At 39.6% G+C, this 14,449-nt stretch carries 7 protein-coding genes; 1 reads left to right on the top strand and 6 read right to left on the bottom strand.

Going from position 1 to position 14,449, the window contains the following annotated elements; all coding sequences use genetic code 11:
- Positions 1-314 precede the first annotated feature (314 nt).
- Positions 315-4,649, top strand: a complete 4,335-nt coding sequence (locus tag R2S57_RS08995) for a PAS domain S-box protein (protein ID WP_316844713.1) — start codon at positions 315-317, stop codon at positions 4,647-4,649.
- A 73-nt stretch (positions 4,650-4,722) separates the two neighbouring features.
- Here the strand turns inward: R2S57_RS08995 and R2S57_RS08990 are convergent, their stop codons facing one another.
- The 6 genes from R2S57_RS08990 to R2S57_RS08965 form a co-directional block, all read right to left on the bottom strand.
- Complete coding sequence (locus R2S57_RS08990) at positions 4,723-6,330, bottom strand: gliding motility protein RemB (RefSeq protein ID WP_316844712.1); 1,608 nt, start codon at positions 6,328-6,330, stop codon at positions 4,723-4,725.
- Between the two features lie 5 nt (positions 6,331-6,335).
- Positions 6,336-8,273 carry a nucleoside-diphosphate sugar epimerase/dehydratase gene (locus R2S57_RS08985; RefSeq protein ID WP_316844711.1) on the bottom strand — a complete coding sequence of 646 codons (1,938 nt, stop codon included), beginning with the start codon at positions 8,271-8,273 and terminating at the stop codon, positions 6,336-6,338.
- Between the two features lie 123 nt (positions 8,274-8,396).
- Positions 8,397-9,317: an NDP-sugar synthase gene (locus R2S57_RS08980; RefSeq protein ID WP_316844710.1), complete on the bottom strand. Its 921-nt coding sequence runs from the start codon at positions 9,315-9,317 to the stop codon at positions 8,397-8,399.
- Positions 9,318-10,156: 839 nt separating this feature from the next.
- A complete protein-coding gene (locus R2S57_RS08975) occupies positions 10,157-11,236 on the bottom strand; it encodes a mannose-1-phosphate guanylyltransferase (RefSeq protein ID WP_316844709.1) in 1,080 nt (359 codons plus the stop codon).
- A gap of 155 nt (positions 11,237-11,391) precedes the next feature.
- A complete protein-coding gene (locus tag R2S57_RS08970) occupies positions 11,392-12,720 on the bottom strand; it encodes an undecaprenyl-phosphate glucose phosphotransferase (RefSeq protein WP_316844708.1) in 1,329 nt (442 codons plus the stop codon).
- Between the two features lie 294 nt (positions 12,721-13,014).
- Positions 13,015-14,409 carry a UDP-glucose 6-dehydrogenase gene (locus tag R2S57_RS08965; protein ID WP_316844707.1) on the bottom strand — a complete coding sequence of 465 codons (1,395 nt, stop codon included), beginning with the start codon at positions 14,407-14,409 and terminating at the stop codon, positions 13,015-13,017.
- Positions 14,410-14,449: the final 40 nt, after the last annotated feature.

Raw genomic sequence — 14,449 nt, 5'->3', positions numbered from 1 at the left:
AAATTGAGTAATTGACAAAGATCTTATTGTTATTGGCATAATAACCCTTCTATAGATTCTCCTTCCCAGATTCCCAACGCCTTTCACTGATGGAACGCATAGAAAATTCTAGATAGAATGATTTTTTCCAATTTTGTTTTTGATATTCAAGAACTAATCGTAATATTAAGGAATAACTAAACAACTGTACATTCAATTACCTTAACTGCCTTGGTACACTAGAAAAATCAGCCGTATGGGATAATTTACTTTGATTTATACTGATTAACTTAAAGTAAAAAATTAATAATGCTTTGCCTGACAAAAAGATCGAAATGGAAGAAAATGAAAATGCTCGTCTGGAAGCACTTTATAATTACGAAATCATAAACTCTGGACAAGAAAGAGGGTTTGACAGACTCACAGAGATCGCATCGTTGATCTGTGAGTGCGAAATATCGTTAATTTCTTTCGCAGAAAAGGATAGGCTATGGTATAAATCAGCGACCGGTCTAGCTATAGAGGAGGTTCCCCGGGGATTTGCAATATGTGAGTATGCCTTACTGGGAGAGGGAGTGTTTATTGTAGAGGATACACTTGAAGATGAACGTTTCCGGCATCATGCCCTTTCTGAAGACGGCGTAAAAGTGAGGTTTTATGCAGGATATCCCTTAATAGATCCTAACGGATTCACGCTTGGTTCGATATGCGTAGCGGACTTGGCGCCAAAAAAATTAACTGCTAAACAGCAACGGATCTTGTCCTTACTCGCCGAAGAGGCCATATCGCTGATCATAGAACGCCGCAAAAAAGAAGAGTACAAAAATTTCAGCATCCTTTTTAATGACTCTGAAGATCTGATCTGTATACTCTCCCCAGATGGGAAATTCAAAAAAGCAAATCCGGGCTTTAAAAAACGGCTCGGATTTAATGAATCCGAGTTGATGCAGAAAACAATCTTTGACTTTATTCCTCCCGAGGATCTGGAAAATGCTACGATGGTCTGGAAGAACCTTAAAACGGGTCAGCCATCCGACGAGCCGACACATACCATGCTAACCAAGGATGGACAACATAAGATCATTGAATGGACAGCAACACCTGAAAAATCAAATGGAAACCTTTTCGCCATTGGCCGCGATGTGACAAGGGAGGTCGAAAAAAACCGGGCACTTAGAGTCAGCGAACAGAAATTCAAAGCATTTTTTGAAAGCTCGCAGGGATTGATGTGCACCCACGACCTGGACGGAAATTTCATCTCACTCAACTCGGCCGGTGCAAAAATACTCGGTTTCAGAAGAACGGAACTTCGGGATAAAAGCCTTTTTGACATTGTTCCAATTGAAAGGCACAACAATTTGCGTCAATATCTGACTGAGATAGTGCAACATGGGCATTCAAAGGGATATATGGTGGTGAAACGGAAGTCAGGGGAACAAAGAATCTGGCTATATTCTAATGTCCTGCAAAAAGATCTTGACAACAAGCCTTACATTGTTGGGAACGCAGTTGATATCACCGATCAGAAAAAACTCGAGAATGAATTGATCCATACCCGGAACCTTTTAGAGGAAACGAGCAAACTTGCAAAAATAGGCGGATGGGAACTTAACCTAAACGAGGGGAAAGTTGTCTGGACGGCAACCACCAGGGAAGTACACGGTGTACCGAAGGATTTCATACCGACATTGGATAACGCGCTCAATTTTTATAAAAACGGGGAGAGCCGGGAGAAGATACAGCTTGCCATTGAGGAATGCCTTCAAAGTGGTAAAGACTGGGATCTAGAGCTTGAGATTACGGACTTCAATGGAAGAGAGATTTGGGTAAGGGCCAAGGGACACGCAGAATCCCCGGCAACGGCAGCTAACCGTATTTATGGTACCCTTCAGAATATTGACGATCAGAAACGCGCAGAGCTGGCACTGATGGAATCTAAAAAACTGCTGGACGACGTACTTTCCGCATCCACAGAGGTGAGTATTATCGCAACAGATAATGAAGGGATAATTACAGTATTTAACCGGGCATCAGAGCATTTACTTGAGTACAGTGCCGCGGAAATGATCGGCAAGCAGACACCGGAAATCCTCCATGACAAACAAGAAGTAGAAGAACTTTGTACAAGTTTCTCCTCAACACTGGGCTATGAGGTTAAAGGCTTTGAGGTGTTTAAGCGATGCGCAGACAGTCCACAGAAAGAACGGCCCTTCACTTTTATCACTAAGTCCGGCAAACGCTTAAGGGTATCATTATCCATAACCTCGATCAAGGACACCGAAGGGGAAATAATCGGATACCTTGGTATATCCACCGATATCACTCAAAAAGAAGAAACGGAAACGGCACTTGCCCGGGAGAAAGCGATATTGCTTGCTTTCATCGAAAATGCTCCCGCTTCGGTAGCCATGGTAGATAAGGATATGTATTTCCTTGCAGCCAGCCGCAAATGGATTAAAGATTATACGCAGATCTCGAGCAACATCGAAGGCCTATGGTACTATGATGTATTTCCTAATCTTTCTGAGGAGCGGATCGCCAATCACAAAGAGGTGCTAAGCGGCAAGATCATTAAAAAGGAGGAAGATATATATATCGACGTGAGGAGCAATACCCCACATCAGATCGCATGGGAGATGCGGCCCTGGCATCAGTTAGATGGATCTATCGGCGGAATGATGATTTTTACGCAAGATATATCGATTGCAGTCCAACACCGTGAAGAAATGACCATCGCGAAACTGCGAGCGGATCATGCCAATGCTGCAAAGTCGGAATTTCTTGCCAATATGAGCCATGAGATCAGGACCCCACTCAATGGCGTGATAGGCTTTACCGATCTGGTACTGAAAACCCAGCTAAATGAAACACAAAAACAATACCTCACAATCGTCAACCAGTCGGCAAATTCATTGTTGAGTATCATTAATGACATTCTAGATTTTTCAAAAATTGAGGCTGGCAAATTTGAACTGGATATTGAAAAATGTGATCTGTACGATATTGCCTGGCAGGCGAGCGACATTACAACTTACCAGATCCAGGCCAAAAACCTCGAAATGCTTTTAAATCTGCCACCCGATCTACCAAGATTTGTCTGGACCGATGCGCTACGGCTAAAACAGGTTTTAATCAACCTATTGGGAAATGCTGCAAAGTTTACGACTAAAGGGGAAATAGAACTCAAAATAGAAAGCCTTGGCAGAGAAGATGAACACCATTCATACCGGTTCAGCGTCCGGGACACAGGAATAGGCATCGCAAAAAGTAAGCAGGCAAAGATTTTTGGTGCCTTTTCTCAGGAGGATTCCTCAACCACAAAAAAATATGGCGGAACCGGACTGGGACTTACCATCTCCAATAAGCTACTCAAGATGATGGGTAGCCATCTTGAGCTCAAAAGTTCACCAGGGGAAGGGAGTACTTTTTTCTTTGATCTAAAACTAAAATCTGAAGAGGGGGAGCCGATTGAATGGAGAGGTATAGAAAGCATAACCAATGTTCTTGTTGTCGATGATAATGATAACAACAGAGCGATTTTAGTGAATATGCTATCACTTAAAAACATTCAGGCCGACCAGGCAAGAAATGGGTTTGAAGCGCTTCAGTTTCTTGCAGAAGGAAGAGTTTTTGACGCGATTCTGATGGATTATCACATGCAGTATATGGACGGACTCGAGACTTCAGCAAAAATCAGGGAGAGCTTCACGTTAGACCAGGAAAATCTTCCCTTGATACTTCTACACAGTTCCTCCGATGACGAAAAGATTATCAGAGCGTGCCGGGAACTTCAGATTGACCACCGCCTGTTGAAACCGATCAAAATGCATGAACTTTACCGTGTCCTTTCAAGACTCAAGACCAATGAGGTTGCTACTGACCATTCGGAGCAAATAGTCCTCGCTGATGAGAACGACGGATATCAGTACAAGTTCATGGTGGTTGAGGACAATGAGGTTAACCGTTTTCTAGCCCGCGCCCTACTTGAAAAAATTCATCCCCAGAGCGTTATACTGGAAGCTGAGAACGGCCTTGTAGCCCTGGAGATTTTCCAGCGGGAATCTCCTGACCTTGTCTTTATGGATATCCAGATGCCGGAAATGAACGGTTATGAATGTACGGCCAAAATACGGCAGGTCGAAAATGGGAAAAGAACCCCTATAATTGCCCTTACAGCAGCAAATGTAATGGGAGAGCGGGAAAAAAGTCTGGCAGCTGGGATGGACGATTTCATCACAAAGCCAGTTTTAGAAGAAAACATAGAATCCATTCTAAAAAAATGGCTGCTGGGTGTTGAAAAGCCTGAGACGCAAATCTCTAAAATAATCAAGCCGGTCCATTTTGATAGTAAAAAACTTGAATCTTATCTGGACAACGATGTCAAAAAAATGGAAAAGATCATCCGCATTACACTCATACAGCTCAACCAGGCATTTTCCCAGTTGAACAAAAAGCTCACTCCTTTAGATTACGATATGATTCTTTCACTTTCCCATAAACTCTATGGGATGGCATCATCAGCCGGGCTAAACAACCTTGCACAAATCAGTTCAGGTATCCAGGAATTTAATATCACCGATGGTGTTTCCCTAAAAGCAGGAGCTGAGCTGATGAAAAATGAGATTGAAATACTTATTCCGCTGTTGAAACAAACATACGCTATTGAATAACACTTTAGAGAGCTTCAGATTTGAAGTTCTCTAAAGTATCTTTTTTGTTCCGGCAGTAAGAGGTCATGCTGCCTTAAAAATCGTGATATATATTTCTGAAACTACTTCTGATGCCAAAAGTCAGCATTCCGGTATTCTCTACATTAATACTGCTCTCTCGCCTGAATATCCCGGCCAGTTCCAAGCGGAGGTTATACTTTGGATTAAGGAGATAGGATACCTGTGCGCGTGCAAAATACAGATTGGTCTTTATCCCCTGGCCTACCCTGCTGCCATATTCCACAGACCGGGTTTCGTAACTCTTGAAGATATCGCCACCGTAATTTAGTCCCTCAGGATCCTTCCCATACCTTGAATAGAGTGCTTCGCCCTGAAGATCAAAACGCTTGTAGCTGTAATTTAATATCCCTAGAAATTCCCTGAAATTTGCACCGTAAGGGTGTGCCAGAGGCTGGTTGTAATTAGAATAATTAGAAAGCCTGTCAAAGTGGGCATAAGTATACGGACGGGCAGTATTGAATTCAGCCAGATAATTAAGACTCTTCACTTTAAAAAGATCAGATCCGCGGAGCCCCAACTGAACAGCATATTTATTGGCCCAGTATCCATTCCCGGCGAAAAATTCCTTTGCTGTGAATTCATCAAACATAAACTGCCCATAAAGGGCGGTATTCTTTAAAATTTCATATTTCAGATTGAAACCAAGCCTCATCTTATCAGGCGAGGTGGTATTTGTACTTTCCACAGGTCTTAAAAATATAAAAGGATGTACATAGTTAAAATCAAAACCACGTTTCCCTTCAACTTCAGCATCTGCCCAGGTCACGGCCTGGAAAAATCCGACAGAGAATTTTTTGGTAACGTTCCAGTCCACGTAATGGGCAGCCATCCATTTCCCCCTATCGCCCAACCTACGGTCGTCGGTAAGCTTGGGTGCACCTGGATCGAGCATATAGGCAAAGATCGTCTGATACTGGACAGCACCGAGCGTAGCCCGTACCCTAAAAAAAGAATAATTGGATGACACGTCAGATAGAAGCATCGAGCGGTATCCGTCTCCGATAAAGTTCTTATCATATCCCAGTGAAAAATTGAGATGCGAGTTGGGGGTATAGGACAATAATGCTGTTACATATGACCAGTCCTGCTTGTCGGTCCCCAGTTTACCGGAGCCCTGACCCGGGACAACCTGATTGGCGACAATATACCGGTTGACATAATCAACAAACTTGCCCTGGTTTTCAAACCCGTTCAGATAAAAAGAAAACTGTTTTCCTACCGATCCACCTACCTGAAATCCCCGGGTGTTCAACCAGGTGTTCCGCTTACCGCTGAAGTCTCTGCCGATCTGAAAATCCGGCAGAAAATCTGCATAGACCTTATAATCCTCACCGGTAAATTCCAACAGATGCTCATTGAAAAGCTTCCTATGTACCCAGGAACCTATGTTGAGGGTATCAATTCCAATTTTCATCAGAGAATCATAGGACGTCGCAATTTCACCTCCATCGGAATAGATTCCTTTGATCGAGGAATGGAACTTACTATCCTGGTTATAGATGCGCTGATTTAATTTCTGATAAAACTGAAAATCATATGGAATATTGACGTTGGGAGTAGATTGACCCCGTGAGAGCGTCACTGAAAAGGCCAGAACAGCCAGAACAAAAATTTTCTTCATCTTTATTAATTGACCAAATGGTCAAGCTCTTCAAATATAGAATTCATACTTTTAAACTCAGGAACCATTTTTTTCATGTTGATTACCACCTGGATGTCATCATCCTGTTTTGCTGACCTGATCAGCTCGGCAACGTTACTGGCAACTTCATCAAATACATACTCCCTCACCTTCCCTATCATAATTTTCTCATGATGGGTAGGCATGGTATTCTCATTATCATTTAAAAGTTCTTCGTAAAGCTTCTCACCTGGGCGAAGACCTGAAAATTCTATTTTAACATCCACATTCGGTTCCAATCCAGCAAGCTTGATCATTTTTTTTGCAAGGTCTAAAATCCTTACAGATTTGCCCATATCAAAAATAAATATTTCTCCACCATTTCCCATGCACCCAGCTTCAAGAACCAGCCTGCAGGCCTCCGGTATGGTCATAAAATATCTAGTGATGTCTGGATGGGTTACAGTCACAGGGCCACCTTTTTCAATCTGCTGTTTAAACCTCGGAATAACTGATCCGTTTGATCCGAGCACATTGCCAAACCTACTGGTTATAAACTTGGTTGCAGGTCTTCTCTCCAGGCGGTTGATAAAACTCAGTCCGTTACTAAAAATGAAATCCTTCTGACCAAGGGAATTGTTAAGTGACTGAACATATATTTCAGCAATTCTTTTTGATGCGCCCATGATGTTAGTGGGATTTACTGCTTTATCAGTAGATATCATAACAAACTTCTGAACACCGTATTTAACAGCCTTGTCGGCCACAGTTTTAGTCCCCAATACGTTAGCCTTGATAGCCTCTGCGGGATTGTCCTCCATCAAAGGTACGTGTTTATAGGCGGCAGCATGATAGACGTAATCAGGACGATACATGTTAAAGAGTTTGTCCATGCGCTGTTCATCCCTCACATCCCCTACAAAAGCATGATAATTTTTAGTACGGTCCCCTTCATCAAGTTCCAGATAAAGATCATGTAACGCTGTTTCCGATTGGTCACATAGAATAATCAGACCTACATCGAACTTTGACAACTGTCTAACGATTTCACTCCCGATAGAACCTGCCGCGCCTGTTATAAGTATCCTTTTCTTATGAAGCATGTTTCCAATACCTTCAATATCTATGCTTATAGCCTTTCTGTTTAACAGATCTTCAATATTTAATTTCTGGATCTGGGCGGGTTGTAACTTTCCATTTGTCCAAGCATCTGCAGGGGGAATATTCAAAACCTTGATGTCATGTTCCAAGCAAAGATCTACAATGGAATCTCTTTTTTCTGTAGGAATCGTGTAAGAAGCAAAAATAATTTCATCAATCTCATGTTTTGCAATCAAACTCGCCAAATTCCGTGCATCAAGGATACCAACACCATCTATTGCCTTGCCTATCTTACGCTGATCGTCATCCACAAAGGCGACGATGTATTTGTTCACCTTCTCATCATGGTCAAAAGTTCTTTTTGTAGCCATCCCTGCCTCACCTGCGCCATAAATAATGACCTTTTTTTTATCCAGTTTCAGATTTTTGATGTACATAAAAAAGTACTTTATAAAAATCCTATAAGTAATCAGGAAAAGAAAACTAAATAAGCCCCCGATAATCAGTACCGAATTTGGTATAAGCGGCTTGGTAAAAAAGCTTATAGCAATTAGGTTTAAAACGAAATAACCGCCGGTCGATATAAGTACCGATGATAATATGCGGAATGAATCCTGGGCACTCGTATATCTAATGATACCTGAGTAGCTTTTTGTTGCTAAGAAAACTATTGAATTAGTCATGAGCAATAAAAGCAGATTTGTTGACAGCTGAGGTATATCTACCGATGTTAGGTTTAAATTAAACTTTAACATATAGGCGAATACCATCGCCATGGAACAGCATATGAGATCGAGAGCAAAAATAATCCACCGAGGGACGATATTAATTTGAGTAAACAATTTTTTATAGGCTAAGTATGCATTTCAAAGTTAAATACTATAAGCAATAATCCTGCCATTCTACCTAAAAAAATATTTCTCCACTAATAAAGAAGTGGAGAAATATCATCAGAAATTAATTGATTAACCGGCTACCTCAAACCAGAGACTTTTTGGATAATCACCCACTGAAGTTAACTGTTCAAGTTCAGACCTGACAATTTCAGCATCTTCTTTGAAAGTCACGCCAAACCATCGGGCATCAGTGTTAACCAGGCTAACCACGCCTCCGCCCGCACTTATCAGATTATCAACAACTTCGGGGATCAAAAATTCCGATTTTAGATTGCCGTCATTCTGATCCAAGAACTTATAGTATTCTGCTTCGCTCCATTGAACGAATGAAGGTGTAAAACAGAAAAAATTCATACTCACAGGGGTTAGCAAATCCATCTCTACTTCCCCCTCATCACTAACCCTAAATGCCTTGCCATCACGCTTGAAGATTTCTTTCCTTTCGGTAATTCCCACAACAAAACCCTCTTTATCTACCCTAATCTCTCCACGCGTAACTGCACCATGCTCACTTAAGGTATTTTTCAGTTTATAACCCAGGCATGCATACTTTCCATCTTCCACTGACTCTGTAAGAAACTCATAAGCTTTTTTAAAAGCATCCATCCCATAAAAATCATCAGCATTGATAACTGCAAATGGCGCATCAATTACATCTTTGCAGCACAATAGAGCATGCTGTGTTCCATAAGGCTTAACGCGCCCCTCAGGTAAAGCTCTGCCCTTCCTGAATTTATCCAAGCTTTGATAAACATATTCGAGCTTAACTTTACCCAGAAGTTTTGGTTCCATCGCAGCTTTAAAAGATTCGGCAAACTCTTCTCTGATGATAAAGATCACCTTATCAAATCCGGCTTTAATGGCGTCAAAAATTGAATACTCCATAATGGTTTCTCCAGTAGGGCCAAAAGATTCTGTTTGTTTAGCGCTACCATAACGACTTGCCATTCCGGCTGCAAGAATTACTAATGAAGGTTTGAGATTAGTCATTTAATTTTTTTTTTAAAATTATAACGCAAAAATACATATTTAACTTAAAAAAGATCAGATAATACTATAAAAAAGACACACATCACCCATTATTACCTCAAAAAAAAACAAATTATTAACATTAATTTAATATCAATAAACAAAACAACACTAAAATCCGAAAATACTTGATTAAAGTCATTTATAGAGATTAAAATCACAAAAAATTAACAACAATTACTTCCTTCTGCACCTAAAAGAAGCCCTTAATTCCTTATCTTTGTGTAATAGCTGAATCTTTACAGATTTTCACCAACAACAAACTATTCTATTATCATGTCAACATCAGAAATAGCTAAAGCAGAACATAAATGTCCTAAATGCAAAAATCCCGAAACCAGCAGGATTCCTAGGAATTTTTTCTTAAAATCAATAACACCGTGGCTGCCTATCCGACATTTTATATGTTACCGTTGTAAAAATAAATTCTACAAACTTCTTTAGTTTTATGATATCATTATGTTGTACACATATACACATTTATCAGGACAACATTGATAGCGTAATAGTTTAGTCTAAACAAGAGCTTAAATCTGGTTATAAGTGGAACTGCACTCTTTGCCTTATCAATGAAAAATTCATTACATGCATTTGACTTCTCAATTTTTATATCAAATCCCATCTAAGGCACTCCGATTTGTACAAGACTAGCACATTAGCTTTACAGTGCAGATAAAATAACGATTTTCACAGATTGAACCACAATTTTAATTTGAGCCATACTAATAATGATCCGGCTAATCAGAAAAATAAGCATAATGAATATCTTCACTATGCCCAGGATTCATTGATTTCATTAATTACAAAAAGCTATTACCAAACTTTTCACTTATAAGTCCTGAAACCTTCTTGATTTCTTGTTCTTCGCTTTTCGGATAAATTAACAAAACATCACCATCATCAACGATGATAAAATCGTTAAGGCCCCTTATCACCGCAACCTTATCTTTTGGGAGTTGCACAATACAATTGGAACTCTGAGCAAGATGAACCGACCGGCTATTTACCGAATTGTTATCCGTATCTTTCTCTGAGACTTCATGAAGTGATGCCCAGGTTCCTAAATCTGACCAGCCAAACTCTCCGGTAATGGTAAATACGTTATCTGCTTTCTCCATAACCGCGTAATCTATGGAGATATTTGGCGAAAACGGATAGTTTTCACTAATAAATGTATTTTCCGTCTCCGTGTTATAAAATTCTTTTCCTTTTAGAAAGAGGTTATAGATTTCGGGCGCATGGGAACTCAATGCTTTTAGTATACTCGATACGTTCCATATAAATATTCCCGCATTCCAAACATAACCGCCAGTCTTTATAAACTCAGTTGCCCTTTGCAAATCAGGTTTTTCCATAAACCTGATTACCTGATGAATATCACCGCCATCGGTATTAATATAATTAATATAACCATAGCCGGTATCCGGACGGGTGGGATTAATACCTAAGGTTACTAATGCGTCATTCTCCGCAGCATAATCTAATCCGAGCTTTACCTGTGTTAAAAAAACTGCTTCATTAAGAATTAAATGGTCTGAAGGTGCAACAATAATATTTGCATCAGGATTTATCTCAGCAATTTTAAAAGAAGCATAGGTAATGCATGGGGCAGTATTGTTTCTGCTTGGCTCTAAAATGATATTATCTTTGGAAATCCCAGTCAATTGCGCCGAGATCAAATCATCATATTGAGAATTGCTAAGTATATAAATATTTTCTCTTGGACAAATTGTTAAAAATCGTTCATAAGTTAACTGAAGAAGTGATTTACCCACTCCTAAGATGTCAATAAACTGTTTTGGAAAACTATTTCGGCTTTTAGGCCAGAACCGACTTCCAACCCCGCCAGCCATAATGAGAACGTAAGTGTTGTTTTTCATGCGCTACTATTTTGTGTTTATCGTGTCTTTGCTCTATATAATTATGCAAACTTTTAATCAGATAATAGTCCTGTTGAAAATTCTTGTTGGACACAAAAAAATTCTCTGGCTCTAAAGCTTTTTATTTTGTTGAATTCTTAACGATTACTCGGAAGCTAATATGCATTGTCCTCTCCTCGAAAAACATTGATTACTGTCATAAAAATAATTCTTACATCGAGCATAGAAGTCCAATTTTCTAAATAGTAAATATCAAATTTGACTCTATTCTCCATTGCCTCATTCTCTTTGGTTTCCCCTCGGAATCCATTAACCTGCGCCCATCCAGTAATACCTGGCTTTAAAAAATGACGGACCATAAATTGACTAATGATTTCTTTATATTCTTCAGTATGCTTTAGCATATGAGGTCTGGGACCGACCACACTCATTGATCCGAAAAATACGTTGAAGAATTGGGGCATCTCATCCAAACTTGTTCTCCGTAAAAAATGACCGATCTTTGTTATGCGGTCATCATCTTTGGTTGCCTGTTTTTTGTCGCTTTCTTTATTAACCTTCATGCTCCTGAACTTCCAACACCAAAACGGCTCATCGTTCCTCCCACTTCTCAACTGCTTAAATAAAACTGGTCCAGGGCTTTGAACTTTTATCAATATGGCAATGATAGGATATAGCCAACTCATAACAAAAACGATTACTAAAAAACTAAAGATAACATCAAAAGCTCTTTTCTTGAATCGATTACCCATAACCTCCAGAGGCTCATTTCTCAGGGTTATAATAGGAAATTCACCCCCCATGTAAGATATCGTATATGGAGATGCAAGGGTGCCACCTATGTCAGGAATAAATTTCAAACGGACACATTGTTGGTCCGCTGCCGAAACCAGCATGTTAACATCATTCATCCTATGGGGAGCAATCGCAACATACACTTCTTTAACGCCGAAATCAGCCGCTTCTCCAAGTTTGTTCAACACCCTCCCTGAAGCATCAATAGAATCGTAAATATCTTCGTCACTCCCCACAAAGCCATAAAAATCCAAACTCCTTTGTTTCTGTATATATTGCGAAAGTCGCAATGCAGTTGGGTTTGATCCCATTACTGCAACTTTTTTTGCAGCGTTAAATTTATTAAGAACTACATATTGTATAAAAGTGCCTACAAATCGATTAAAAATAAAACAGAAAATGAGTAAGAAATAAAAAACTATTAAAAAAACTCTCGAAAAATTGTCCTCAGCAGAGAAAAGCAGATATGACAGATACAAGACAAAGTGCGTTGTTAAGCTTCGGTAGGTACCTCTATAAATCCTCTCTAACTTTCTGGCTCCATAAGAAGTGTAAAGTCCAAAAATCGCGGTTGAAAACAGCCATATTAAATTATACACCACAACATGATGTCTATCTATCTCCGCGTGCACTTCTTTTCCAAGAAACGGTGTTAAATAATATGCTGCGAAATAGACTAGATTTAGCATAATTAAATCTGTCACAGGCAGAATGTACCTCAATAGATAGAGATATCGCGTTGGAGAAGTCATAAGGGACTATTATCGGAATAAGACAAGAACAAAATTAAACAATTTTACAGCAATTACAACCACAGGTTATAAAAACCCTGTTTGATAAAAATCAAAAACTGAATAGCAATTATCATACTGCATTAAATTTGAATGATAATTACTATTCAATTCCCTCAATACTTTGTTTTTACGTCAAGGATTGAAAAATAACATTTAGAGCAATAATTAATATTTATCGAGACAATACAATTACATTCCAATACCGTTAACTTTAAAACCAATATCCCTTAACTGTTTATGGTCAAGAATATTTCGCCCATCGAATATTTTAGCGGGTTTGAGCATCCCGTCGTAAATGCGTTGCCAGTCGTAATTTCTAAACTCATCCCATTCAGTCAGAACCGCGATAGCGTGAGCTTCCCTACAAGATTCATAAGGATCCTCAAATACAGTAACTCCTTCTTTATTGGCATCACTACTCCTCGTACCTAAATAATCGAGATCTGCAAAAATTTGTTTATCTCCAACTTTCGGATCATAAACCTGTATTGAAGCCTGTTCATTCAAAAGTTCATCTGCTACGTAAATTGCGGCCGATTCCCTGGTGTCATTGGTATCCTTTTTAAATGCCCACCCCAGAAAAGTGATCTTCTTTCCTGAAACAGTATTATAAAGATTTCGTACAATGTTCAATGCAAATCTTTTCTTTTGATGGTCATTCATAATAATAACCTGCTCCCAATAATCGGCTACTTCCTGAAGGCCAAATGACCGTGAGATATAAACTAAGTTCAAAATATCTTTCTGGAAACAAGAACCTCCAAAACCAACTGATGCCTTTAGAAATTTCGGCCCAATTCGGCTATCAGTACCAATCGCTCTGGATACCTCGTTAATATTGGCTTCAGTTTTTTCACAAAGTTCAGAAATGGCGTTAATTGAAGAAATCCGCTGTGCTAAAAATGCATTTGCAACCAATTTAGAAAGCTCGGATGACCAAACATTTGTAGTTAATATCCGATCCCGTGGAATCCAATTAGCATAAATATCTACGAGCGATTGAATCGCTTGTTCACCTTCCTCAGTGTCGTCGCCACCTATAAGTACCCGATCAGGGGATAAAAGATCCTCTACAGCAGTTCCTTCGGCTAAAAATTCCGGATTAGAAAGCACCTGAAATTTAACACCACTTCCTGTATTGTGCAGAATATCGCGGACAGCTTCAGCCGTACGAACGGGAAGTGTAGATTTTTCGACAATGATTTTATCTGACTTAGATACCCTTGCAATTTGCCTTGCACACAATTCAATCCATTTCAAATCCGCACCCATACCTTTACCTGCACCATACGTTTTGGTCGGTGTATTCACAGAAATGAAGATCATTTCCGCTTCATCAATTGCCGTGTCTACATCAGTAGAGAAAAATAAATTTCTACCGCGTGCTTCAGCTACTACCTCACTTAGTCCTGGCTCGTAAACAGGAATGTTATTCACATCCGGATCATTCCAGGCCGCAATGCGCGCTTCGTTTAAATCTACTATAGTAACTTTAATTCCTGGGCATTGTTTCGCTACAACCGCCATAGTGGGGCCACCCACGTAACCTGCACCAATGCAGCAAATGTTTTTGATATTCTTCATTTTACTCTAACTTTTTTTCGTATTAACTTAAAACCAATAT

It is taken from the genome of Pedobacter psychrodurus, assembly GCF_032678585.1.
GTDB lineage: Bacteria > Bacteroidota > Bacteroidia > Sphingobacteriales > Sphingobacteriaceae > Pedobacter > Pedobacter psychrodurus_A.
Note: the sequence above shows the minus strand (reverse complement) of the source record. Positions and strands in the feature narration are given on the sequence as shown.